Source organism: Mesorhizobium sp. WSM3860 (genome assembly GCF_002294995.1).
Lineage (GTDB): Bacteria > Pseudomonadota > Alphaproteobacteria > Rhizobiales > Rhizobiaceae > Mesorhizobium.
This window is the reverse complement of record NZ_NSGF01000007.1, coordinates 59,175-83,330: the sequence shown is the minus strand read 5'-3', so window position 1 is coordinate 83,330 and position 24,156 is coordinate 59,175. Positions and strand designations below refer to the sequence as shown.

The following is a 24,156-nucleotide window of genomic DNA, read 5'->3' as shown; positions in this document are numbered from 1 at the left end:
TTCGAATCGTCCTGATTCCGCCAATCTGCCAGAAGGTCAAGCGCCTCTGGCATGATTCGCATGAAAAAAGCGAATCAATTGCCCGACTTAGAGGCGTCGAATCGACGCGCCTTGAGCATTTCCACTTCATTTCGGGCCGATCCGGACCTAAGCGCGTCCAGCCCTGCCCGACGAAACGCCGAACCCTTCGATCAGCGCTTCCGTTGCCTGTACATCGTTGAATTGCGCCTGAATCTCGACGAGATGCCGGAAGTTTTCGTCCGAAGGGTCTGCATCCAGCGCCGCCTGCGCCTGTTTCAGTTCCCTATGTAAGGTGCGCGCGCTGCGCTGCAAGTGCAGCGCTTGGTTGAAGGCGTCGCGGGCGTCGTCAAGTCCCGCGGTTTCGAGCGCCGGCCACTGCCGCGCCCGCTTGATCAGCGCCACCGCGCGCTCCCAGATGTCGGCGCATCCGGCGCGTTCGATCGTCGCGATGACCGCTTCGCGATCATCGGCCGCGTCATGCGCCATCGCGTCGAGCATGGCGGCATGCAGCCGCCTGAGATCCGAATTGGCAAGGTCGAGGAATTCGACATGGGCGAAATTCTCGTCGATCAGCGGCGGATGGTTGATCAGCGCGACGATGATCGTCGCCTCGCGCACCGACATGGCCTCGCCCGTGCGCTTGACCAGCGCCGAGCGGCCGAGGCTTTCGGTGATGGCGGTGCGCGCGCCGGCAGCGCCGCGGCCAAACGCCCCGCCTGGCGCCGAACCTCTGCCGCGCTCCCCCGGCCGGCCGTCCTGGCGTCCCCCGTGTTGGCCTTGCCGCGCGCCGCGCTGCGAGCCGAAGAAGCTTAAGACGCGCTCGCGCATCTCCTGCTGATAGTGGTAGCGCAGGCTTTCGTCGCGGATGCGGCCAGTAAGCTCGCGCAGCGTCTTCTCGAGCTCTGCCCGCCGCTCCGGCGTGTCGAACACGCCGCCGGCAGTCTCGCGCATCCACAGAAGATCGGCGAGCGGCCGCGCTTCCGAAAGCACCGCGCGGAACGCGTCCGGCCCATCCGCTTTGACCAGATCGTCGGGGTCCTTGCCATCGGGCAGCAGCGCAAAGCGCACGCGACGTTCCGGCTGGACCGAAGGCAGCGCCATGTCGGCCGCCCGCCACGCCGCTTTTAGTCCGGCTTGGTCACCGTCGAAGCAAAGCACCGGCTCGGGCGCCATGCGCCACAAAAGCTCGAGTTGGTTTTCGGTGAGCGCGGTGCCGAGCGGCGCCACGGCGTTTTCGAAGCCGGCCTGTGCCAGCGCGATCACGTCCATATAGCCTTCGACGGCGATCACCGTGCCGCCCTTGGCCACCGCTTTGCGGGCGCGGGCGAAATTGTAGAGCACGTTGCCCTTGTGGAAGAGCTCGGTCTCCGGCGAGTTCATGTATTTGGCCAAAGCGTCCGGCGCCAGCGCCCGACCGCCGAAGGCGATGATCCTGCCGCGTGAATCCGGGATCGGGAACATGATGCGGTCGCGGAACCAGTCGTAGGAGACCGGGATGTCGTCGCCATGCCGCACCAGCCCGCAGGCCTCGATATCGGCCTTCGGCACGCCCTTGGCGGCGAGGTATTCCTTGAGCGCGTTGCGGCTGTCCGGCGCATAGCCGAGCCGAAATGACTGCTGCGTCGCCGGGGTCAAACCGCGGTCGCGCAGATAGGCGCGGGCCTTGGCGCCTTCCGGTCCCTGCAGGCGCTCCTGGAAGAAGACCGTCGCCATCTCCATGACGTCGGTCAGGCTGGCGCGCTCTTTCTCCCGCTTTTCCTCCGCGGCGTCGCGCACCGGCATCGGCACGCCCGCCATCTCGGCGATCCTTTCGACCGCTTCGGGAAAGCTCATGCCGTCGAGCTCGGTCAGGAACTTGAAATGATCGCCCGAGACCGAACAGCCGAAACAATGATAGCGCCCCTTCTTGTCCTCGCAATGGAAGGACGGGCTCTTTTCGCCGTGGAACGGGCAGCACGCCCAATAATCGCCGCGCGATGCGTTGGACTTCTTCCTGTCCCAGGAAACGCGCTGACCGATCACCGAAGAAATCGGCACGCGGTCGCGTATCTCGTCGAGGAAGGCGGGCGGAAAGCGCATCGGCAAGGCTCGTTTGCCCTCCATATAATCAAGCCGCTTGGGCGCGACGACTCGATAAGCCCAATCGTACCCGCTTTTCACAGACAAAAAGAAGGCGGCCGAGCGGCCGCCTTTCCGTCTTTCGGAACGTTCCCGGCTCAGTGCGCGGCGATCGCGCCGAAGATGATGCCGGAGACGATGCTGACCAACAGGTAGTCGTTGCCGACGCGAATCCACTCCTGGCCGGGGCCGGGACGGCGCAGTCCATAACGGTGCCAGTCGCGAACCCCCTGATGGCGCTTCCAGCTGGAATACTTCTGCCCATTGCGCCAATGGGTGCGCCTCACCACAACCTTCTTCTTCACGACGCGCTTCTCGACGTGGCGGCCCGGCTTCTGCCAGTCGACCTGTGTATAGTTCGACTGCGGCGGGCTCGGCTGAACGAGCGGCGCGGCCTGGCCCGAAAAGGCGGAAGCAGCCAGCATCGCGGCGGTGACGGCGGAAATAACGAGACGCTTCATGGTCAGTGCTCCTTGGTTGTCGATAGGCAAGGAGATATTCCCGCTGGCATGAACCGAAACTGAACACCTTGATTACAATTCTGTAATGGTTTCCGCCGCTTACGAAAACGACTTCAACAATTTGCAGAAACCCGTTCAAGCGCAGGCTTCGCATCGACGCGACATTTGCCGCCCCGTCCGACCGCGATCTGCAACCAAAGCACCTTCTATCCATTTCCGACACACGCCGTCGTGTGCCGAACGTCGGCCGAATCGGGCACAATTTATTATCCGGCTAATGGAAACTGCTGTAGTCTCGACCTTTGAAATGCCCGTGATTCGCACCCTTTTCCGCTTTCTGGCCGCCTCGATGCGAGGCCCGGCATGAGCGGCTCCGTCGTGCTTCTGCACCTTGCCGGCGCAGTGGCGCTGATGCTGTTTGCCACCCGCTTGGTGAAGACCGGTGTCGAGCGCGCCTATGGCGATGTGCTGCGCCACAGGCTGCGCGCCACCATGCGCAAGCCGCTGATGGCGGTGCTGGCCGGCTGTGGCCTTGCGATCGCGCTGCAGAGTTCGACCGCCGTCACACTGCTGGTCGGCTCCTTCGCAGGCGCCGGCATCGTATCGGGCGCCGCCGGGCAGCTTGCCGTGCGCGGCGCCGAGATCGGCTCCGCCTTGGTCGCGAAACTCCTTACCTTCGACCTGTCGCTCGTGGTGCCGTTGTGCCTGGTCGCAGGAACCATCATGTTCATGGCCACCGAGCGCCGCGATTGGCGTCAGACCGGCCGCATCCTGGTCGGCATTGGCCTTCTGATCCTGTCGCTGGAGATGATCGGCCAGGCTTCCGAGCCGTTGCGCGACAGTCAGCTCATGCCGGTCATCATCAACTACTTCTCCGGCGACGCCATCAGTTCCTACCTGCTGGCGGCGCTGATCACCTGGCTGTTCCAGTCGAGTATCGCGGCGGTCCTGCTCATGGCAACGCTCGCCGGTCGGGGCTTGATCACTCCGGAGCTCGGCGTCGTCCTCATCCTGGGCGTCAATCTCGGTTCATCGATCATCGCGCCGATGCTCACCCGCTCGGCGGCGGCGGAAGTGCGCATCGTGCCGATCGGCAATCTTCTGATGCGCGGGCTTGGCTCGCTCGTGATGCTGATCCTGTTCATGATTTTCAGGCCGCACTTCTCCTTCCTCGGCGCGACGGCATCCGCCCAGATCGTCAACGCCCATATCCTGTTCAACGTGATCATCCTGCTTGCCGGGCTGCCGCTCGCCGGCCTCGTCTATCGCGCTTCGGAGAAGATCGTGGCGCTCGGCGCTAAGCCCGAACCAGCGGCAGCGCTCGACGTGGTCGAATTGTCGGCGCTGAACGAGAGCGCGCTCGACACGCCAAGCCAGGCCCTGGCCAATGCCACGCGCGAGGTGGTGCGGGTCTGCGAGACGGTCGAGATCATGCTGAAGCGGATCATCGAGCTCTATGAGAGCGCCGACGCCGGCAAGATCAAGGCGCTCGCCGCGCTCGACGACCGAGTCGACCAGAAGCACGCGGCGATCAAGCTCTATCTGGCCAAGGTGACCAAGAACCCCTTGAGCGAGGACGAGGCACTGCGCTGCCAGGAACTGATCGGCGCCTGCGTCAAGCTGGAGCAGGTCGGAGACATCATCGTGCGCAACATGCTTGTGCATGTCAGGAAGAAGCTGGAGCGCGGGCTGGAATTCACGCCCGAGGGCTGGCGCGAGCTTTGCGCTTTTCATGCCTCGGTGCTCGCCAACGCGCGGCTTGCGTTCAACGTGCTGGTCTCGCGCGACCCGGAAACCGCCCGGCAATTGGTGCTCGAGAAGGACCTGCTGCGCGAGCGCGAGAAAGAGACCAGCGCCAGCCATTTCGTGCGGCTGCGCGACGGCACAGCCAAAAGCGTCGAGACCAGTTCGATCCATCTCGACACCATCCGCGATCTCAAGCAGATCAATTCACTGCTCGCCTCGATGGCCTACCCGGTGCTGGAGGAGCGCGGGCTGCTCGGCGGCTCGCGGCTGAAGGCGAGCTAGCATCGACCGACAAGCCCGGACAAAGTTAGCCTTTGCTCATCCCAACCCGGGTCAAGAAAACCTAAAGCGGCATCGATAATTTCTGCATTGCCCGCAGCGTCCATCCATGGTTTTGAGGCCAGCTCATTCAGGATCGCTTTCCGCGCCATGTTGCCCCTCATTGCCTTGTTCATTGCCGCCTTCGCTTTCGGCACGACTGAATTCGTCATCGCCGGCGTGCTGCCGGAGGTAGCGCAAGGTCTGGGTGTTTCCGTGCCGACCGCCGGCTATCTCGTATCCGGCTATGCCTGCGGCATCGCCATTGGTGGTCCGCTCCTGGCGCTCGCAACCAGCAGGGTCTCGCGAAAGACGCTGCTCATCGCCCTGACCATTGCGTTCACTCTTGGCCAGGCCGCATGCGCGCTGGCGCCCGATTTCACCTCGATGCTTCTGCTGCGCATTGCCACTGCAGTGGCGCATGGCTGCTATTTCGGCGTCGCCATGGTGGTCGCGGTCGGCCTGGTGCGCGAGGACCAGCGCGGCCGGGCGGTGGCGATCATCCTCTCTGGATTGACCGTCTCCAACGTTATCGGCGTGCCCGCCGGCACCGCGATCGGCGGTCTCTGGGGCTGGCGGGCGACCTTCTGGGTGATGTGCGCGCTGGGCGTCGTCGCGATCGTCGCCATGCTTGCGCTGCTGCCCCGCACGGCCGGCGCCGCCAACCGGCCCGCCGGCCTCGCGCGCGAGGTGCGTGTATTGGGGCGCCAGCAGGTCTGGACCTCGCTCATCCTGATGCTGATGTTGATGATCGGCCAGTTCGGCCTGTTCACCTACATCACGCCGACGCTGCTCGAAGTCACCGGCCTCGACGAAAGCCTGATCCCATTTGTGCTGCTGCTCAACGGTGTTGGGGCCACGATCGGCGTTCTCTTGGGCGGCAAGCTTGCCGACTGGAAGCTGATGCCGTCGCTGATCGCCATGCTTTTCCTGCAGGCGGTGATGCTTGGCGTCATCTACACGGTCAGTCCCTACCCGGTGCCGATGATCGTCGCGATCGTCATGTGGGGCGGCCTCAACTTCGCCATCGGCGCGCCGATCCAGACCCGGATCCTGGCCTGGACGGCAGACGCCTCAAACCTTGCCTCCTCGCTGATTCCCTCGGGCTTCAATGTCGGCATCGCGCTCGCTGCCTCGCTGGGCGCTGCGATGCTCAATGCCGGTCTTGGCTATCGCAGCCTGCCGGTCGCCGGCGCGCTTGCCATGCTGGTGGCTGTGGCGGTCGCGCTTGCCTCGCAGGCTTGGGAATGGCGAAGCCGGGCAACGCCGCCGCTGCCGGCTGCGGCGGAATAGATCGTCGGCGTGCCGCTCTGCCGCCTCAGACCTGAGGACGCAAGGAGCCAGAGCCGCCCGACAGGATCGACACCAAACTGTGAAGCCCCTCCTCCAGCCGTTCTTGGCTGGATGCGGCACCCAAGGCCAGCCGCAAGCCATCCGCGGCACTGGGCACGACGGAGAACTCTTCCGCCGGGCTGAGCGCCAATCCGCGACGGCGTGCGATCTCGGCGATCTCCGATGAACGCAATCGCCCCTCCAGCGGATACCAAAGATGCAGGCTCGATTCCGTCGAGGCGAAACCGGCCGGCAGGATCTTGCGCGCGATCGTCTGCCTGGCCTCTGCTTCGGCACGCACGGCAGCGGTGATCTCGCCGGCCAGGCCGCTTCGCACCCACTCGCAGGCGAGCCCCGTCATCAGCGGCGGCGCCATCATCGTGGTGCCCCGGATAGCCGCCGCGATCCGCTCGACGGATTTCGCGTCCGGCGCCGCCAGGAACGCCGTGCGCAGAAATGGCGAGATGCATTTCGCCAATGTAGCCACATGGAATGTCCGCTCCGGCGCCAGGCTGAGGAAGGCTGGCGGTGAATCGGTCTGCAGTGGACTGTAGGGGTCGTCCTCGACGATCACCAGGCCAAGCCTGCCCGCCATCCGAACCAGGTCCAGGCGCCGGCCCTCCGGCATGGTGAGCGCGGTAGGATTGTGAAGTGTCGGGTTGAGGTAGAGGACACGGGCGCCGTATCGTCGCGCCGCTTCCTCCAGATAGTCGGAGCGCATGCCGTCATCGTCGCGTCCCGCCCCAGCTAGCTTGCGCCCCGTGGCCTCCGCCAGCGCGATCAGGCCGGGATAGGTCAGCGGATCGCAGAGGATCGTATCGCCCTCGCGGGTTTGCGACAAAAGGACAGCGGCGAGCAGCGCCTGCGCCCCCGAGCCGACAGCCACGCGCTCGACCGGCAACCTGTCGCCGGCTACGGCAAGCCAAGACGAGCCGGCGGCGCGTTCTGCGGGAGAACCCGGGCCGGGATGGTACGAAAGCAGTGCTTCCGCGCTGGACCGTTTGAGCAGTCCCTCGATGCCGCTCCGGATCAAAGCCGGCAGGCTGAGGCCCGAAGGCGCCGGCGGAATGTTCATGCTCAGATCGAGGATCGGCTCTTCCGGCTCGCCGGGCGTGATGAAGGTGCCGCGACCGGTCGTTGCGTCGATCAGGTTCCTGCGGCGGGCTTCGGTGAACGCCCGGGTGACCGTGGTCAGATCCACGCCAAGGAAGCGGGCAAGCTCTCGCTGCGGCGGCAGTCTGTCCCCTGGTTGCAACCGGCCGATCGAGCGGGCGGCCGCGAGCGCCTCGACGATTTTGAGATAGATCGGCCGTGAGCCTTCCCCCAAGGGAGAAAGCCAACTGAGGTCGCCTTCACTATTCATGCTGCCGTTATCCATACACTTTGTCGCATTGTAGGCGTACAATCATGATATTAGTATGTATGCGTGACCTCAAGGCCGATCGGACGCCATCAGAGGTCCTGGAGTGACGACCATGCAAGATCACGCGCATTATCCCCACCTCGAACCCTGGCGGGTCGGCATCCGCGGGCGATGCCCGCGTTGCGGAGAAGGCCGGCTGTTCGACGGATTTTTGAAGCTGGCGCCGAAATGCGAAGTCTGCGGGCTCGACTATTCCTTTGCCGATCCGGCCGACGGACCCGCCTTCTTCGTCATCTGCTTTGCCTGCGTGCCCTCCGTCCTGTTCGCCGTCTGGGCGCAGGTGGCGTTCGAGCCATCCATGTGGTTCCACGCCTTCGTTTCGGTGCCAATAATTCTGGCGACCTGCATTCCGCCGCTCAGGCCGCTGAAAGGCTGGCTTGTCGCGAGCCAGTTCTACTACAAGGCCGCAGAAGGAAGACTGGCCAAGCCCGGCGAATAAAGCGCATAAGGCGCCCCTGCCCGTTAACAGAGCTAAAGGTCGATCCGGTACTTGAGGCTCTCCGCGCCGCCATAGGCGGCGACTTTGGCGAATCGCCCGACGAAAATGCCGCCATTGGCGAGCACCACCTTCTGGGATGCAAGATTGTCGAGATCCGTGGTGATCTCGACATAGTCGAGACCGACCGCCCTCGCTTCGTCGAGCATCAGCCGCAACGCTTCGGTGGCGTAGCCGCGCCCCTTCTTCCACGGCACCACGGCATAGCCGATGTGGCCGAGCACGTGCGGCGGCAGCGCCGACGTGCCCTTCTGCCAGCGAAGCCCGATCGAGCCGGCGGCCTCGCCATCCCAGATCCAGCGCCGGAAACCCGGCAGGCGTGGCACCGTTGTGCCGTCCGGCAGCGCGATCGGCGGCCCCTTCGCTTGCGGGTCGTCAAGGCCGGCGAGAAATGCCACCGGATCGTCTTCAATGGCCTCGAGCTGCTCGCGCGTGGCCTCCAGCCGCCGCACATTGTCCGGCGACCAGCCGCGCTCCAGCGCCGCCTTGTAGGACGGCAGATGTTCGAGCGCGGGTTTGACGATTTCGACCATGATCCCCTGTCCTTTGCGAGATCGGCAGGCATAGCCTCGGTCAGGACCGCCCTCAAGCTGGCTGAAAGCGGATTTCGCCCTTGTTGAGGAAGCACATCTTGTCGAAGAGCGATAAATCGAGTGGGTTCGGCAGCCGGACATCGTTAAGGTCGGGAAACGGCTTCCTGGACGGATCGTATGACCGGTCGATCTGCGAGATGAAGACCAGGATCAGCCCCCGTTCGCGGGCAAATGATCTCAAGGCGCGTATCTGGACCATGAGCTCGGGATTCTTGCGCCTCTGGTCGAGCAGTTGCAGATAGTCGATCACCGCCAGCGTGCCGCGCGGCGCCGACCGCAATGCCTCGATGATGTAGACGGCGCTGATGGCGTCGGAATTGTCGAACTCGAACAGGTGGTCGAAAACGGCAGGGTCGACGCCGATGTCGCCGAACCGGTCGAGGATGTCGGCATGCATGTATTCCAGCGTGAAGAACACGGCGCGACTGCCCTGCTTCATGGCCGCCACGGCGAGCTCGAGGCTCATCAGCGTCTTGCCCTGACCCGGCCGAGCCGCCACGAGGACCATGTCGCCGGGCATCAGCTGCGCCAGCAGCCTGCCTGCGGGTGCAGCCTCGGAGGCTTTCGCCGCAAGCAGGCTCCAGCTGCCAAAGCCTTCCTTGGAGGCCATGCGGTCAAGCGCCTCATGAAGGGGAACATTCTCCCTGCGGGACAGGAGCCTGGCCTGGCGCTTCAGATGATAGACGGGTGCGGAAAGCCGCATCGAAAAACCTCCTATTGCGAGCAGTCTTCGCAACCCCTCCTTATGCCGGCGCTCGAACAGTCGGTTTAGCGATCGAAGCCCTGCATGAACAATGCTTCCCAACGGAGGGAGGAGGCGTGGGCGCGCCGGAATCAGATAGTAGCTCAATCCAAGCGGCCCGAAAATCCGGCCTCCAAAGACGCCGCTAAACTTGAAGTGTTTCGCCGATGCGTGCGAGACCTTCTATGATCGGCCCGGGTGATTCACGGGTACGAGGCATTCGACAGGAGGGGCAAAAACGGTGCGGTTGATATCTGTTTCGCTTGGTGCGGCCGTCCTCTTCCTCTTCGCCGCTCTGACGATGTCGGTCGGCTCGTTCGCAGCGTTGCGCCCATCGAACATTCCGGACTGGCTGCAGCGCCATGTCGGCGACAACGAAGGTCAGATCTCGCAGGTCGTGCTGGAGCGGGCGCGCGCGCTCTACCAGAAGAAGGTTAGCGACGGCTCGGTCAGTAATCCCTGCTACTTCGCCATGGATGCGACTCGGCCCGGCGACCTGGGCAACAGTGTGCTTGGCCAACGCTACTATATCATCTGCGAGGCCAAGCAGGTCTTTCGAGCGGTTTCTTCGGGCCATGGCGGCGGCCGCAACCTCAAAGGCGTTGCCGATTTCTCCAACGGCAGGCGTTGCGCGAAAAACTTCGGCAACGCGATGGACTCCGAACTGACGGCCGGCGGAGCCTACATGACCGCCGAGACCAAGACGTCCTTCAAGGGCTATTACCGCGTCGGCGGGCAGAAGGCGGTGTTCATGCGCAGCTTCATCCAGTTCGACGGCGAGGGCGAAGCGGCGAATGCCAGGCAGCGCGTGATCGGCGGGCATCCGGCTGCCTTGCTCAGGGGCATGTGCCTGCGCAAAGATCCGAACAGCTCATATGCCGACCATGACGGCTTTGTCCCGTTCGGCAAGCTGGTGAATTATGCCGGCGGCCGCAGCAATGGCTGCACCAGCTGGTCGCCGGCCGATGCCGAGCAGATCATCCCGTTGGTGAAGAACAACCCGACCACGCTCTACATCTATCCTGAATCGCGCGACATCGCGGCTGTCGCGCGCGCAAAGGCCGCTGGCCAAGCGCTGTCGGCTGCGGGAGTCTATTGGAACGCATCCTGCCTGAAGGAAATCGGCTCGCCGAAATTCTGGCCGAAGAAGGCCCTCGAGCCGATCATCGCGCAGTACAAGAAAGACCACCCGGCGCCGCCGCAGCAGCCGGTGCCGATCTGCAAGTACTGAGCCGGTCTTCTACTGGAGCAGCCCCTTGACGATGGCGCTGGCCTTGGCGAAATCCATCTGGCCGGCATATTTCTGCTTCAGCGCGCCGATCACCTTGCCCATGTCCTTCTGGCTGGCCGCGCCCGTGGCTGCGATCGCCTCGCGCGCCGCCGCCGTGATCGCGGCATCGTCGAGCTGTGCCGGCAGGAACTCGCGGATAATCTCCATCTCGCCGCGCTCCTGCGCCGCCAGTTCCGGCCGCGTGCCGTCCTCGAAAGCCTTGGCCGATTCCTCACGCTGCTTCACCATCTTGGCGAGGATCTGCAGGATTTCTTCCTCGCTCGCCGCCGGCTTGCCGGCGCCGCGATTGGCGATGTCGCGGTCGTGAATGGCGGCCTGGATCAGCCTGAGCGTCGGCAGGCGGTGCTTGTCCTGCGCCTTCATCGCGCTCTTCATGGATTCGGCGATTTTCTCGCGCATGATGCTTCTCCTTCGATCGCGGCGGACAATAGCTTTGCTGGTGGCCCAACGCAAATGCAGGCAAGCCTCTGATATTGCTGCACGAATGCAAATCATATCTGGCTAGGGGCCGCCACATTGACCGTTTGGGTGCCTTCGCCTATGTACTCGCTCCTGCATGAGACAATGAGTTGACGCGCGGAGGCTGGAAAATCCTGCTTCGCGCTTTGCTGCGCGAGCGGTCCCGTTGACCAGTCGCCGCGCCTGACAGGAGTGCCGCCATGGCCGCCACCACCGCCCCTTGGGCCACCGAACAGCCGACCGCCCTTCTGGTGCTTGCCGACGGCACGGTGATCGAGGGCCGCGGCCTCGGCGCCACCGGATCGGCGGTCGCCGAAGTCTGCTTCAACACCGCGCTCACCGGCTATGAGGAAATCCTCACCGATCCCTCCTATGCCGGCCAGATCGTCACCTTCACCTTCCCGCATATCGGCAATGTCGGCACCAACAGCGAGGATATCGAGGATTTGCATCCAGCCGCCCGCGCGGGCGCCGTCGGCGCGATCTTCAAGGCCAATGTCACCGACCCCTCCAACTACCGGGCGGCCGGGCATCTCGATGAGTGGCTGAAGCGGCGCGGCATCGTCGCGCTTTCGGGGATCGACACTCGCGCTCTCACCGTGCTGATCCGCGAGAAAGGCATGCCCAACGCCGTCATCGCCCATGCACCGGATGGTGTTTTCGACCTCGACGACCTGAAGCGGCGTGCCGCCGCCTGGTCGGGCCTTATCGGGCTGGACCTCGCCAAGGAGGTCACCTCGGGCCAATCCTCGGTCTGGCGCGAGACGCCCTGGGCCTGGAACAGGGGCTTCGGCGAGCAGGACGAGCCGTCGCTGCATGTCGTGGCCATCGACTATGGCGTCAAGCGAAACATCCTGCGCCTGCTCGCCGGCCTCGGCGCCAAGGTCACCGTCGTGCCGGCCAAGACCGGTGCGGAAGAGATCCTGGCCATGCAGCCGGACGGCATCTTCCTGTCCAACGGTCCCGGCGACCCGGAAGCGACGGGCGAATATGCCGTGCCGGTCATCCAGGACCTGCTGAAAAGCGATCTCCCGGTGTTCGGCATCTGCCTCGGCCACCAGATGCTGGCGCTGGCGCTCGGCGGCAAGACCGAGAAGATGCATCAGGGCCATCACGGCGCCAACCATCCGGTGAAGGACCACACAACCGGCAAGGTCGAGATCGTCTCGATGAACCATGGCTTCGCCGTCGACGCCGACTCGCTGCCCGAAGGCGTCGAGGAAACCCACGTTTCGCTCTTCGACGGTTCGAATTGCGGCATTGCGCTGACCGGCCGGCCGGTGTTCTCGGTCCAGCACCATCCCGAGGCCTCGCCCGGCCCGCAGGATTCGCACTATCTCTTCCGCCGCTTCGTCAATCTCATTCGCGAGCGGCGCAGCGAGCCGGCGCTGGCCGAGCGCGCCTAGCTCAGACCGTACCCAGTCCAAGGCGTATTGAGATTTGGGTCAGGCCGAGCCGAAAATGGCGGGTTTCGAGGCGCGGACGTGCGCACTGGAAGCGCAGGAAGCGGTCATTTACAGGCCGGCATCACCTGAATATCAACACGGCTTAAGCCGCGTCGGTTACCGCTTCCTGCGCATGCATGCGCTCGACCTCCTTCGGTGTCGGCTTGGCGACCTTCGTCACGAAGACGATCACCGCCAATGTGAGGAAAACCGCGCCGAGCACATAAGGCGCGCCGCCGAACTCAACCGGCGCGCTCGGGCCGGTGAACCAGGAAAAGATCGCTGTATAGAGCAGCGGCGTGATGATCGAGGTGATCGAGAAGATCGAGGTCATCGCGCCCTGCAATTCGCCTTGCGCCGAAGGCGGCACCTTGGCGGCTGCAAGGCTCCTCAGCGGCGGGTCGGCGAGCGCTTCCAGGCAGCCGGCGACGATCACCGCGTAGATCATCCAGCCCTGCGTCGCAAACGCGTAGCCAAAGGCGCTGAGCGCGGTGAAGGTTAAGCCGATCGCCGCCGTCCTCCACTCGCCGAGCTTCGGGATGACGCGGGGCAGCACGGTCGCCATGATGATCGCGCCGCACAGACCGAAGGCGCCGAGCGAGAAGCCGATCTGCTGCTCATTCCAGCCATAACGGTAGCTCGAAACGAAGGACCAGACCGCCGGATACATCATGTGGCCGAGCGTCATCAGGAAGAAGACCAGCCCGATCCAGCCAATGCCGGGATAGTTGCGCATCTGGACGAGCGTGCCGACCGGATTGGCGCGTTTCCATTCGAAGCGGCGACGATGCTGCTCGTCTAGCGTCTCCGGCAGCAAGAACATGGCGATGAGGAAGTTCACGAAGGCGAGTCCGGCGGCGAAGTAGAACGGAACGCGCGGGCCGAACGTGCCGAGCAGTCCGCCGAGCACCGGGCCGATGACGAAGCCGACGCCGAAGGCAATGCCGAGCAGGCCGAAATTCTTGGCCCTGTTCTCGTCGTTCGAGATGTCGGCGATGAAGGCCGACGTCGTCGAATAGCTGGCGCCGGAAATGCCGGCGAGCACGCGTCCGATGAACAGCATCGGATAGGACCAGGCGATGGCGCAGATCAGATTGTCGATGGAGAAGGTGAGCACCGAGGCAAGCAGGATCGGCCGCCGCCCGAAACGGTCGCTCAAGCCGCCGATGACCGGCGCGAAGAAGAACTGCATCGCCGCATAGACGAAGAAAAGCCAGCCGCCCTCGATCGCCGCCTCGCTGACGCCGACGCCGGTCAGTTCCTGCAGGTAGGCCGGCAGCACCGGCATGATGATGCCGAAGCCGATGACGTCGAGCAGCAGCGTCGTGAAAACGAGCGCAAGGCCCCGCTTGGCGGTCCTGGGGTCGATCATGGTGATAAGCTCCTCGGCCGCCTTGGGCGGGAGGCTCTTATAGGCGAGCCAGCCGGCCGGAACAATAAGCGAACGACCGCAACTGCCTCATCCTGACATCAGTTGCCGGCAGCCCCGCCGCCGTGCCGCAGCCCTATGTCGCCGTTCAGACCGGATTGTTGAACGTATCGCAGTCCGAAAGCTTGCCGCTCTTGTAGCCGCGCGCCAGCCAGGTCTGCCGCTGCGCCGAGGTGCCGTGGTTGAAGCTTTCCGGAACGACATAGCCCTGCGTTTTTTTCTGCAGCGTGTCGTCGCCGATCTGCTTGGCGGCATTTAGCGCGCTTTCCATGTCGCCCTGCTCCAGAATGCCCTTCTGCGCGGTATAGTGCGCCCAGACACCGGCGAAGCAGTCGGCCTGAAGCTCGACCCGCACCGACATCTGATTGGCCTCGGCCTCGCCCATGCCCTGCCGCATCTGGTTGAATTTCGACATGATGCCGGTGAGGTTCTGCACGTGATGGCCGACCTCGTGCGCGATCACGTAGGCGCGGGCGAATTCACCCGAGGCGCCGAACTGCTGGTCGAGCTGCTGGAAGAAGGTCATGTCGAGATAGACCTTGTGATCGCCCGGGCAATAGAACGGTCCCGCCGCCGAAGAGGCAAAGCCGCAAGCCGAGCGGATCTGGCTGCTGAACAGCACCAGCTTCGGGTCCTCATAGGTGAGGCCATTGGCCTTGAAAATACCGCTCCATGTGTCCTCGGTCTCGGCGAGCACGGTCGCCACGAACTGTTTCATCTCGTCCGAGGCGGGCGCGCCGCTGTCCGGCGAACTGCTGTCTTCGGTAATCTGGCCGCCGCCGCCACCATCACCCAGGATCTGCGATGGATCGAAGCCGAAATACCATCCGGCGAGAACCACCAGAATAACGAAGATGATGCTGCCGCCGCCGCCGGCTCGACCGCCGATCGGAACGCGGAACTGGCCCGGACTGCCACCGCCGAACCCGCCGCCGCTGTCGCTGCGCTCGTCCTCGATATTGTCGCTCTGACGGCGGCCTCTCCAAAGCATGGCAACTTCCTCGCAATGCAGATGTTCTGGAAGGTCCGGCCCATGACCGCCCCCTTCAGACAATTATCGCAACGGTCACGCCGAGTCACAGCATTTCTAGTGACGAAAAGACGGCGCGTCCGGCTCCAGATGGGGGTGACAATTCAGAGTTTTTGTTTCGAGCCAGCACTTTTACCGTCCGAGCTCCTGGATCGCTCCTCGAAACGCTCAGCGCCCTTCTTCAGAGGACGGCCGGTTTGGGCCTCGGTCTTGCGCTCGTCACGAGCCGCCGCCTGTCTCAATCCTTTGGCCGCTTGCTTGCCCTTCGTGGTCGGTGCCTGTTCAACGCCCATCGTTTCCTCCTGCCACGCGATCATCGCGCACCGTCAGGAGCAACGTGCGTGCCGTTCGGCGGTTCCAGCGACGCGTCGGTCCCGAAGTTTAACGCCGTCGGGGCTCAGCGCGGCGCGGTCATCGCCCGGCGAAAAGCTTCCAGCGTCTCGGCGCTGACATGATGCTCGATGCCCTCCGCGTCGATCCGCGCCGTCTCGGCGCTGACACCCAGCGAGCGCAGGAAGGCTTCGACAGTCTCGTGACGGATGCGGCTCTCCTGCGCCACCTTGCGACCGGCGTCCGTGAGAAACACCCCGCGATAGGGTTTCCTGGAAACCAGCCCGTCGGCGCAGAGCCTTGTCAGCATTTTTGCCACGGTGGGTTGCGCGACGCCAAGCCTGGCCGCGATATCGACCTGACGGGCCTCGTTTCCGTCCTCGATCAGATCGGCGATCAGCTCGACATAGTCCTCTACAAGCGCGCTGCGGCGCGCTTCGCGGGTCTGCCGGAACCCTTCCGAATGGATTTCGGCATCAGGAAGCGGCTTTTCGCGTCGAACTGGTCTGTTCCTCAGCGCCAATACGCGCTCCTTCATGGCTGAATCGGCTCCGCACTCATAGCACGGACGGTGGTGCTCTGGCCGTTTATTTGCATTCCTGGGTCGGTGCAACCCGGCGTTTGCTGCTGCATGCGCGCCTATCGCGCGCATCACAAGAGCTTGAACAATGAAGTATAGCCTGTTGCATAATGTTCAGCCTTAGCATACATAGTGAGCCGATCCTCGATAGCCTTCCAGCGGACCCCCCCGATGTCAGAAGCAGTGTCCCGTCCCTCGTGGCAATTTGCCCGCTCCGATGAGACTGAGCAGCCCAGCCTGCGCGAGGTCAATGCCTCGATCAGTGTGCCCAACACCGGTCTCTGGTTTCGCCGCCTGTTCGCCTTCATGGGTCCCGGCTATATGGTCTCGGTCGGCTATATGGACCCGGGCAACTGGGCGACAGACCTCGCCGGCGGCGCCCAGTTCGGCTACACGCTGCTTTTCATCATCATGCTGTCGAACCTGATGGCGATCCTGTTGCAGGCGCTAGCCGCCCGCCTCGGCATCGCCACCGGCCGCGACCTCGCGCAGGCCTGCCGCGCCTATTATCCGCGTCCGGTAAATTTCCTGCTCTGGATCGCCTGCGAGCTGGCGATCATCGCCTGCGACCTTGCCGAGGTGATCGGCACGGCGATTGCGCTGCAGCTCCTGTTCGGCATCCCGCTGATCGGCGGCGCCGTGCTCACCGCGCTCGACGCCTTCCTCGTGCTGCTGCTCATGAACAGGGGCTTCCGTTATCTCGAGGCGTTCGTCGTCGCGCTCCTGATCATCATCTTTGGCTGCTTCGCCATCCAGATCTTCGTCGCCGCTCCGCCGGCTGGCACGATCCTGCATTCGATGTTCGTGCCGTCGTCCGAGATCGTCACCAATCCGACGATGCTCTACATCGCCATCGGCATCATCGGCGCGACCGTGATGCCGCACAATCTCTACCTGCACTCCTCGATCGTGCAGACCCGCGCCTATGAGCGCACCGATGCGGGCAAGCGCGATGCCATCAAATGGGCGACCACGGACTCGACCATCGCGCTGATCCTGGCGCTATTTGTCAACGCGTCCATCCTGATCGTCGCGGCCGTGGCCTTCCACGGCACCGGGCACCAGGATGTCGCCGAGATCGGCCAGGCTTTTGAATTGCTGTCGCCGCTCTTGGGCTTGAGCATCGCCTCGATCCTTTTCGCGGTCGCGCTGCTCGCCTCCGGCCTCAATTCGACGGTCACCGCGACGCTCGCCGGCCAGATCGTGATGGAAGGCTTCCTGCGTCTGCGCATTCCGCAATGGGCGCGCCGCCTGCTGACGCGCGGCGTTGCTATCGTCCCCGTCGTGATCGTGACAGCGCTCTATGGCGAAAAGGGCACGGCCCAGCTCCTGGTCTTCAGCCAGGTCATCCTGTCGATGCAGTTGCCCTTCGCCGTTGTGCCGCTGGTGCAGTTCGTCTCGGACAAGAAGAAGATGGGCAAATTCGCCATCCCGCGCGGCGTCGCCGCACTCGCCTGGGTGGTCGCGGCGATCATCCTGGTGCTCAACTTCAAGCTGCTTTACGACACCTTCGCCGGCTGACATCGGGCCGCGACATCCCGGCCGGCCGCGCTATCTTCTGAAAGCATGACCGGATCGGAAGACGCCCGAAAATTCTACGCCAAACTGATGGCCGCGCATGCGCGCTCCGGCGATCCCCGCATCGAGGAGGTGTTCGCCTCGGTGCCGCGCGAGGCCTTTCTCGGGCCTGGACCTTGGACCGTCTTTGCCGGCGACGGAGCGTTCAAAACGCCGACTGCCGATCCAAGCTATATCTACCAGAACGTGCTGGTGGTGCTCGATGCCGACAAGGGCATCAACAACGGCGAACCGGTTCTGCACGCCATGTGGATCGGCAAGGTCGAACCGAAACCCGGCGAAGCCGTCACCCATATCGGCGCCGGCACCGGTTACTATACCGCGCTGCTGGCAAGGCTGGTCGAGCCCGGCGGCAGCGTCACCGCCTTCGAGATCGAAGCGGATCTCGCCGCGCAAGCCAAGGTGAACCTCGCGGCCTACCGCAATGCCGAGGTCGTTGCCGGCGACGCTGTCGCCAGCCCTCTGCCGCCCTCCGACATCATCTATGTCAATGCTGCCGTCATTGCCCCTCCCGCTGCGTGGTTGAGGGCGCTCAAGCCTGGCGGCCGCTTGATCTTCCCTTGGCGACCGGCGGAGCGTATCGGCCTCGCCGTGCTGGTCACCCGCACGCAGGCGGGCTTCGCCTGCCGACCCTTCATGGGTTCCTGGTTCATCCCTTGCATCGGCGCCTCCCTCGCCGGCCCGGAGGCAAGAGTGCCAACCCGCGAACGCGCCAGCCGAACGCGCTCGATCTGGCTGAGTGAAGACAAGGCGCCCGATCGCACCGCCACCGCCGTGTTCGGCGATGTCTGGTTCTCGTCCCGCGCCATTCGCGCCGACGGCAAACGATAGAAATCTGCGGGCCTGTGTCGGAACGCAGGCTCGTCGTCCGTCCTTAGACCGAAATCCGGCCGCGACGGCGCGGATCACGCAAAGGGAGAAGACAGATGCGCAAGATCATCGCCGCCACATTCGTCAGCCTCGACGGCGTCATGCAGGCGCCGGGCGGCCCGGAAGAAGACCCGGTCGGCGGCTTTCAATTCGGCGGCTGGACCTTCCATTACTTTGACGAGGTGGCGGGCGAGGCAATGGACGAATTGTTCTCCAAGCCCTTCGCGCTGCTGCTCGGCCGCAGAACCTATGACATCTTCGCCGCCTACTGGCCGTATCAGAAAGATCCGATCGCAGATGCCTTCAACCCTGCGACCAAATATGTGGCGACGCATCGGCCGGATAGCCTGACCTGGCAGAACACCCAGCCGCTTGGGCCAGATGTCGTTGCAAGGCTCAGGCAGCTCAAACAGGAAGACGGACCTGATCTGCTCATCCAGGGTTCGGGCAATCTGATCCAGACCCTGCTCGCCAATGGGCTGATCGACGAGATCCGGCTGATGATCTTCCCGCTGTTGCTGGGCAAGGGCAAGCGCCTGTTCGGCGATGACGCGACGCCGGCCGCCTTCAAGCTGATCAAGTCGCAAACCACCAGCACGGGCGTCATCATGGCGACCTATGAACGTGGCGGCGACATCAAGACCGGATCTTTTGCGACAGAGCAGCCTTCGGAAGCCGAGCTCGAAAGGCGCAAGAACTGGAAGTAGCGTGCCGGCGCTTCTTTCCTCGCCCCCGCCAAGGCGGGGGAGAGGTGGCCGCGAAGCGGCCGGAGCGGGGGCTTCGTAGGGCGAACGCCCATGAAAAAAATTGGCACCGCAGCGCCAGTCCCCCTCTCCGTCTCGGCTGCGCCGAGCCACCTCTCCCCCACTTGCGTGGGGGCGAGGAAACTGCCCTCACGCCGCCTGGCGATGCCGCGCCAAACCCTCGCGAATATGAGAGGCGAATGCCTCTGCCGAGGGCGCAATGGCATGCTTCGGCAGGTGCAGGTTGACGGAAAAATTCGGCAGCGCCGGAAGATCGGCGTCGGCCAGGATGTCGAGGTCGGCCGGAACCGTCGAGGCTAGCCAGGTGGTCACCGCGAGGTCAGAGCGCACCGTGGCCGTCGTTGCGTCCATGTTGCCGTTCTCGAACACGGTACGCCAATCGAGCCCGTGCGTGCCGAGCGCCGCCAACACCGCCGGACGGAAGGCGCAAGTCTCCGCGACCATGGAGACCGGCAAAGGCCGCTTCAAGCGCGCCGAGCCGCCTCTGGCGCCGACCCAGACCAGCCGGTCGACCAGCAGGCATTCGCCGGCCGCCGGGCCGGCCCGCTCCTCGATGACGGCAAGGTCGATCGCCCCTGACGCCAGCGCCGCCGCGAGTTCCGGCGAAGACGCGCAGACCAGCGAAATTTCCACCTGCGGATAGGCTTCGGCGTAGGTTTTCAAGACAGGTTGCAGCAATGTGCCGACAAGATCGTAGGGCACGCCGATCCGCACCTGGCCGGCGACCGCCTTGCCGCTTATCTCCGCCAGGATCTCTTCATTGAGCCGCAAGAGACGTCTGCCCTTCTCGAGCAGCCGCTCGCCGGAACGCGTCAGTCTCAAGCCACGTCGGTCGCGCTCGAACAGCGTCTGGCCAAGGATCTCCTCCAGCCGCTTGATCTGCTGGCTGACGGCGCCCTGGGTCAGATTGAGGGCGTTGGCCGCGGCCGTCATGCTGGCTTTGTCGGCCGTCGCCACGAAGGTGCGGACAAGTGTGGTGTCGAGATCGCGGAACATCGCTACATTATAATCTCTAATGCAAACCATATCAAACATTGCATTTACTGATAACGCCGAGCGCCTAGCATACAAGCTCCTTCGACCGGGAAACTTAGATGTCCGAAACCATCATGCCCCTTGTCCTGTTCGCGCTGATCTCGACCTCGACGCCCGGCATCGCAACGACGCTGTCGACGGCATCCGGGGCGCAGTTCGGCTTTCGCCGCTCGGTGCCGCTGATGGCCGGCAGCGCCGCGGGACTGGCTTCGGTAGCGGCGGCGGGTGCTGCCGGGCTCGCCGGGCTGCTTGCCGCCGTCCCTTCGCTCCAGCTTGCGATGAAGATCGCCGGCTCGCTGTATCTGATCTGGCTCGCGATCAGGATCGCCCGCAGCGGCCCGCCCAAGCTCGACGTGAGCATGGCCAGGCCGAACAGCTTCTTCGGCGGCGCCGGCATTCAGTGGATGAACCCGAAGGGTTGGGCGATGGGCCTGGGTGCGGCCGCTTCCTTCGCGGCGCTTGCCGACGGCCCCATGCAGCTCGCGCTGCTGCTCGGCGCCGTGTTCGGCCTTGCCGCGGCCGTCTCGCTGTCGCTCTGGTGCGTGGCCGGCACGCTGCTGGCACGTTTGCTCCGAACCGAGCGGCAATGGCGTGCGATCAACATCGTGCTTGGCCTGCTGCTGGCGGCCTCGATCCTGCAGATGTGGCGGCCAGCCTGAGGCGAGCCAGTCCTTCAGGTTCGCGAAGTCTATTCTGCCGGCATTGCGACCGGGCGAGCGAGCGCGTGGCCCGCGAGCACCACACCCAGCCCCACGACCGGGAATACCGCCGCGATCACGCCGAGATCGGCCGGCGCGCCGAAGCGCAGCACCGCACCCCCGACCACGGCGCCAAGGGCGACGCCGAAGTAGAGCGCCGAGGCGTTGAGCGAGAGCACGATCGGGGCGGCATCGGGCGCTATTTTGATGATCCGGCTTGCCTGCGCCGGCGGGAAGGCCCAGCCGACGATGCCCCACGGCACCATCATGCCCATCAGCGCCGGCCCGGCGATCGAATGCGGCAGGAAGGTCGGGATCAGCGAGAACGTAACGAGCATCGCTGCGCTTAGCCCCAGCGACCAGCAGACGGTGCGCGCCGCGCCGAAACGGTCCGCCGCCTGGCCGCCGGCGATGTTGCCGATGACGGCGCCGACGCCGAAGGCAAGCAGCATGCCGGGCAGCGCCAGCGGGCTGAGGCCGCCGCCCTCGATCGCCAGAGGCGCGATGAAGGCAAAGACGGTGAAGGCGCCGACCAGCGCCAGCATGGTCGTGACCAGGATCGGCAACACCCCGGGACGGACCGCCGCCGCCAGCCGCGCCTTGAGCGGCAGCCTGGTGCCGACAATGCCGCGCGGCAGCCGCCACCACAGGATCGCGCCGGCAAGCGCGCCGAGGCCGGCGATGGCGAAGAACGTGCCGCGCCAGCCGGCAATCGCCGCCACCAGCGCGCCGAGCGGCGCGCCGACCGCGACCGCCACCGTGGTGCCGCCGACCACGACCGCGATGGCGCGCGCCCGATGGTGGTCGTCGACCAGCGCCACGGCCGTGCCCTGCGCGGTTGCCGCGAACAGGCCGGACGACAGCGCCATCACGATGCGGGCGATAAGCAGCAGCTCGAAGGACGAACTTAGCGCCGCGACGATATTGCCGATGACGAAGAACACCAGCGTCCACAGGATGACGCGCCGCCGGTCCCACTCGCCGGTCAGCGTCGCGAGCACCGGCGCGCCGATCGCATAGGCGAGCGCGAAAGCGGCGATCAGCGATCCGGCGAGCGGAACGGAGATGCCGGCATCCGCGGCGATATCGGGAAGAAGGCTGGAGATGACGAAGCCTTCGGTCGAGATCGCAAACGATCCGAGCCCAAGCCAGAAGATCCGCTTGTCCATGGGTCACGTGTCCTTTGTTCAAAAGTTATTGAACAATTGGACATGACCAGGCGTGATGTCAACGGAGCTTTGGCAAATTAGCTGAACCCTGCTGACAGCCCTATGTCAGGACCGCGTAAAACCTGGGAAGCTGTGTAACCCGGCAAGGAGAGGAGACGCGTTGAAGTTGGTTCCGTTTGTGCTTAATTCTGCGGCATGACTTTGCCTCATCCAACCGCCGATCAGATCAGCCTGCCGATCGTGCTTGCCGTGCTCGGCGACCCGACCAGGCTGGCAATCGTGCGCTTTCTCGCCAGCAAGGAGGGCGTGCCGATGAACTGCGGCAAGTTCCTCGACCTGGCCTCCAAGACCAATCTCAGCTACCATCTCGCCAAGCTGCGCGAGGCGGGCGTGACGCGCACCGAAGCGGCCGGTACCAGCCGGCTGATCACGCTGCGCCGCGACGACCTCGACAGGCGCTTTCCCGGCCTGCTCGACAGCGTGATCGCGGCCGCCGGCGAGGACAAGGCACTTCCTGCGGTCGGCACCGCCGACACCGAGATCGACGCCTGATGCGCATTGCCGTTCTGGCCGACATCCATGGCAACGTGCTGGCCCTGGATGCAGTGCTCCACGATCTCGAGCGGCGCGGCGGCGCCGACCTCATCGTCAATCTCGGCGACTGCGTCTCCGGCCCGCTGTGGCCGCGCGAAACCATGCAGCGGCTGGAGGCGCTTAATCTGCCGACGGTGCGCGGCAACCATGATCGCCGCGTGGCGCAGGATCCGGCCGACGAGAAAATGTGGCCGTCGGACCGCTACGCCCGGGAGCGGCTGACCGCCGCCCAGCACGAAGCGCTGTCTGCCTTGCCGCTCACGCTCGAGATCGCGCCGGGCGTCGTGGCCTTCCATGCCCGGCCCGACCATGACGAAAAGTATCTTGCCGATGCGATCGTCGATGGCCAGCTGGTGCGCGCGCCGCTCGGAACGATCACGCGCCGGCTGAAGTCGCTCGATCCCGCCTGCAGGATCGCGTTGTGCGGCCACAGCCATCGCAGCGAACTCATCCGCATTCCGGGCGGCCCGGTCATCTTCAATCCCGGCAGCGTCGGTTGCCCGGCCTATTCCGACGATACGCCGCCGGCGCATGCCTCCGAGCAGGGCAGCCCGCATGCGCGCTATGGCATCGTCGAGTTGGATGCGGCTTACCGCCCGGACCGCTTCGAGGCGGTCGCCGTCGCCTACGACCATGAAGCTGCCGCAAAGCAGGCGGAAGCAGCGGGACGGCCGGAATGGGCGCACGCGCTGCGGACCGGATTCATAAGAATTGAGCGAAGCTCATATCCAGAATTGAGCGAAGCTCATATCCAGGATTGAACGAAGTTCATCTCTGATTGAGCGGAAACGCCAGGATTGCAGCGCATTGAGGATGAAGCGCAAAGTCACGCTCCGATCGACCTTGCTGATCGCCGCTCCTTTGCTGCTGGCCGCCGTGCCGGCTTTGGCCCAGGATGCGCCCGGCATGATCATTTCGATCATCGGCGGCCTCGCGCCGGATGATCTCCTCAACATCCGCGCTACCGCTTCGCCAGACGGAAAGATCGCGGCGCGCCTGCCCAACGGCGCGGCGGTGAAGAATTACGGCTGCAAGACGGTCAACAACTATCCCTGGTGCAAGGTCGAAGACACGCAGGACGCGCATATCGTCGGATGGGCGCCGGCCCGCTATCTCAGTCCCGACAACCCGGCCCCGGCGCCCGAGGATGCAGCCGTGCCGGCAACTGACGCCGGCTTGCCACAGGAACCCAAAGCGCCCGAGCCCTCCGAAGAGCCGCAGCCGGACATCGCCGCGCGCCTGGGTCGCAGCGGGCCGGCCGATCCGCCATCCGCGGCCGATATCAGCGCGATCGCCATGCAGGATGCCTACGCCCTCGCCTTCGCTGCCCCGGCAATCGCAGAGTCCGACACCCCTGCCCCAGACGCCGGCAGCATCCCCTGCGCGCGCCAGGTCGGCCAGCCGATGACCCGCTGCAAGATCAGCGTCGCACATGAGGCTGGCGACAGCGTCGTGACCGTGACCTGGCCGGACGGCGGCACCCGCGTCATCAACTTCCACGACGGCCAGCCGGCCAGCTCGGACTCTTCCGACGAATTCCGCTTCACCCGCGAGGGTACGCTGAACATGATCCGCGTCGGCGTTTCCGAGCGGTTTGAGATCACGGATGCGCTGGCGTTGGGGGAATAGGGAAT

24 protein-coding genes are annotated in these 24,156 nt (G+C 64.6%); 12 read left to right on the top strand and 12 right to left on the bottom strand.

Annotation, left to right across the window (positions count from 1 at the left end; translation table 11 throughout):
- Window positions 1-147 precede the first annotated feature (147 nt).
- A complete protein-coding gene (gene dnaG, locus CK220_RS13785) occupies window positions 148-2,100 on the bottom strand; it encodes a DNA primase (RefSeq protein WP_095812215.1) in 1,953 nt (650 codons plus the stop codon).
- A gap of 137 nt (window positions 2,101-2,237) precedes the next feature.
- Window positions 2,238-2,600: an RcnB family protein gene (locus CK220_RS13780; protein ID WP_095812052.1), complete on the bottom strand. Its 363-nt coding sequence runs from the start codon at window positions 2,598-2,600 to the stop codon at window positions 2,238-2,240.
- A 363-nt stretch (window positions 2,601-2,963) separates the two neighbouring features.
- Here CK220_RS13780 and CK220_RS13775 point away from each other — a divergent pair, with 363 nt between their 5' ends.
- Both CK220_RS13775 and CK220_RS13770 read left to right on the top strand, forming a co-directional pair.
- Window positions 2,964-4,628 (top strand): Na/Pi cotransporter family protein, encoded by a 1,665-nt coding sequence (locus CK220_RS13775; protein ID WP_095812051.1) that lies wholly within the window; start codon window positions 2,964-2,966, stop codon window positions 4,626-4,628.
- 147 nt (window positions 4,629-4,775) lie between these two features.
- Window positions 4,776-5,957 (top strand): MFS transporter, encoded by a 1,182-nt coding sequence (locus CK220_RS13770; protein WP_095812050.1) that lies wholly within the window; start codon window positions 4,776-4,778, stop codon window positions 5,955-5,957.
- Window positions 5,958-5,982: 25 nt separating this feature from the next.
- Here CK220_RS13770 and CK220_RS13765 read toward each other — a convergent pair whose 3' ends face one another.
- The gene (locus tag CK220_RS13765) at window positions 5,983-7,359 is read right to left on the bottom strand and encodes a PLP-dependent aminotransferase family protein (RefSeq protein WP_176479080.1); all 1,377 of its coding nucleotides are present in this window, start codon (window positions 7,357-7,359) and stop codon (window positions 5,983-5,985) included.
- 112 nt (window positions 7,360-7,471) lie between these two features.
- On the opposite strand from CK220_RS13765, the gene CK220_RS13760 reads away from it, so the two are divergent.
- Window positions 7,472-7,858, top strand: coding sequence for a DUF983 domain-containing protein (locus CK220_RS13760; protein WP_095812048.1), 387 nt, complete (start codon window positions 7,472-7,474; stop codon window positions 7,856-7,858).
- A 32-nt stretch (window positions 7,859-7,890) separates the two neighbouring features.
- Here the strand turns inward: CK220_RS13760 and CK220_RS13755 are convergent, their stop codons facing one another.
- Together CK220_RS13755 and CK220_RS13750 are read right to left on the bottom strand one after the other, a co-directional pair.
- Entirely contained in the window at window positions 7,891-8,448 is a 558-nt protein-coding gene (locus CK220_RS13755) for a GNAT family N-acetyltransferase (RefSeq protein ID WP_095812047.1), read from the bottom strand.
- Window positions 8,449-8,500: 52 nt separating this feature from the next.
- Window positions 8,501-9,211 (bottom strand): DNA helicase, encoded by a 711-nt coding sequence (locus CK220_RS13750; protein WP_095812046.1) that lies wholly within the window; start codon window positions 9,209-9,211, stop codon window positions 8,501-8,503.
- Between the two features lie 340 nt (window positions 9,212-9,551).
- On the opposite strand from CK220_RS13750, the gene CK220_RS13745 reads away from it, so the two are divergent.
- Window positions 9,552-10,481 carry a murein L,D-transpeptidase catalytic domain family protein gene (locus tag CK220_RS13745; RefSeq protein WP_245429204.1) on the top strand — a complete coding sequence of 310 codons (930 nt, stop codon included), beginning with the start codon at window positions 9,552-9,554 and terminating at the stop codon, window positions 10,479-10,481.
- Between the two features lie 9 nt (window positions 10,482-10,490).
- On the opposite strand, the gene CK220_RS13740 is transcribed toward CK220_RS13745, so the two are convergent.
- Window positions 10,491-10,940: a GatB/YqeY domain-containing protein gene (locus CK220_RS13740; protein ID WP_095812044.1), complete on the bottom strand. Its 450-nt coding sequence runs from the start codon at window positions 10,938-10,940 to the stop codon at window positions 10,491-10,493.
- Window positions 10,941-11,200: 260 nt separating this feature from the next.
- Here CK220_RS13740 and carA point away from each other — a divergent pair, with 260 nt between their 5' ends.
- Window positions 11,201-12,406, top strand: coding sequence for a glutamine-hydrolyzing carbamoyl-phosphate synthase small subunit (gene carA, locus CK220_RS13735; protein ID WP_095812043.1), 1,206 nt, complete (start codon window positions 11,201-11,203; stop codon window positions 12,404-12,406).
- 142 nt (window positions 12,407-12,548) lie between these two features.
- Here the strand turns inward: carA and CK220_RS13730 are convergent, their stop codons facing one another.
- From CK220_RS13730 to mntR, 4 genes are all read right to left on the bottom strand, one after another.
- Complete coding sequence (locus CK220_RS13730; protein ID WP_095812042.1) at window positions 12,549-13,817, bottom strand: TCR/Tet family MFS transporter; 1,269 nt, start codon at window positions 13,815-13,817, stop codon at window positions 12,549-12,551.
- A 145-nt stretch (window positions 13,818-13,962) separates the two neighbouring features.
- Window positions 13,963-14,865, bottom strand: coding sequence for a neutral zinc metallopeptidase (locus CK220_RS13725; RefSeq protein WP_095812041.1), 903 nt, complete (start codon window positions 14,863-14,865; stop codon window positions 13,963-13,965).
- Window positions 14,866-15,008: 143 nt separating this feature from the next.
- Window positions 15,009-15,197 carry a hypothetical protein gene (locus tag CK220_RS13720; RefSeq protein ID WP_095812214.1) on the bottom strand — a complete coding sequence of 63 codons (189 nt, stop codon included), beginning with the start codon at window positions 15,195-15,197 and terminating at the stop codon, window positions 15,009-15,011.
- A gap of 104 nt (window positions 15,198-15,301) precedes the next feature.
- Window positions 15,302-15,757, bottom strand: coding sequence for a manganese-binding transcriptional regulator MntR (gene mntR / locus CK220_RS13715; protein WP_176479093.1), 456 nt, complete (start codon window positions 15,755-15,757; stop codon window positions 15,302-15,304).
- 228 nt (window positions 15,758-15,985) lie between these two features.
- On the opposite strand from mntR, the gene CK220_RS13710 reads away from it, so the two are divergent.
- From CK220_RS13710 to CK220_RS13700, 3 genes are all read left to right on the top strand, one after another.
- Window positions 15,986-17,335 (top strand): Nramp family divalent metal transporter, encoded by a 1,350-nt coding sequence (locus tag CK220_RS13710; RefSeq protein WP_095812039.1) that lies wholly within the window; start codon window positions 15,986-15,988, stop codon window positions 17,333-17,335.
- A 45-nt stretch (window positions 17,336-17,380) separates the two neighbouring features.
- Entirely contained in the window at window positions 17,381-18,223 is an 843-nt protein-coding gene (locus CK220_RS13705) for a methyltransferase domain-containing protein (RefSeq protein ID WP_095812038.1), read from the top strand.
- Between the two features lie 95 nt (window positions 18,224-18,318).
- Window positions 18,319-18,969, top strand: a complete 651-nt coding sequence (locus CK220_RS13700) for a dihydrofolate reductase family protein (RefSeq protein WP_095812037.1) — start codon at window positions 18,319-18,321, stop codon at window positions 18,967-18,969.
- Window positions 18,970-19,155: 186 nt separating this feature from the next.
- Here the strand turns inward: CK220_RS13700 and CK220_RS13695 are convergent, their stop codons facing one another.
- Window positions 19,156-20,022 carry a LysR substrate-binding domain-containing protein gene (locus CK220_RS13695; RefSeq protein ID WP_095812036.1) on the bottom strand — a complete coding sequence of 289 codons (867 nt, stop codon included), beginning with the start codon at window positions 20,020-20,022 and terminating at the stop codon, window positions 19,156-19,158.
- Between the two features lie 98 nt (window positions 20,023-20,120).
- On the opposite strand from CK220_RS13695, the gene CK220_RS13690 reads away from it, so the two are divergent.
- Window positions 20,121-20,720 (top strand): LysE family translocator, encoded by a 600-nt coding sequence (locus CK220_RS13690; protein WP_095812035.1) that lies wholly within the window; start codon window positions 20,121-20,123, stop codon window positions 20,718-20,720.
- A 29-nt stretch (window positions 20,721-20,749) separates the two neighbouring features.
- Here CK220_RS13690 and CK220_RS13685 read toward each other — a convergent pair whose 3' ends face one another.
- A complete protein-coding gene (locus tag CK220_RS13685; RefSeq protein ID WP_095812034.1) occupies window positions 20,750-21,928 on the bottom strand; it encodes an MFS transporter in 1,179 nt (392 codons plus the stop codon).
- Window positions 21,929-22,123: 195 nt separating this feature from the next.
- Here CK220_RS13685 and CK220_RS13680 point away from each other — a divergent pair, with 195 nt between their 5' ends.
- The 3 genes from CK220_RS13680 to CK220_RS13670 all read left to right on the top strand — a co-directional run bounded on the left by CK220_RS13680 (window position 22,124) and on the right by CK220_RS13670 (window position 24,151).
- A complete protein-coding gene (locus CK220_RS13680) occupies window positions 22,124-22,480 on the top strand; it encodes a helix-turn-helix transcriptional regulator (protein ID WP_095812033.1) in 357 nt (118 codons plus the stop codon).
- Entirely contained in the window at window positions 22,480-23,283 is an 804-nt protein-coding gene (locus CK220_RS13675) for a metallophosphoesterase family protein (RefSeq protein WP_095812032.1), read from the top strand. The genes CK220_RS13680 and CK220_RS13675 overlap by 1 nt, the downstream gene beginning before the upstream one ends.
- Before the next feature lie 82 nt (window positions 23,284-23,365).
- The gene (locus CK220_RS13670) at window positions 23,366-24,151 is read left to right on the top strand and encodes an SH3 domain-containing protein (protein ID WP_348629659.1); all 786 of its coding nucleotides are present in this window, start codon (window positions 23,366-23,368) and stop codon (window positions 24,149-24,151) included.
- Window positions 24,152-24,156 lie beyond the last annotated feature (5 nt).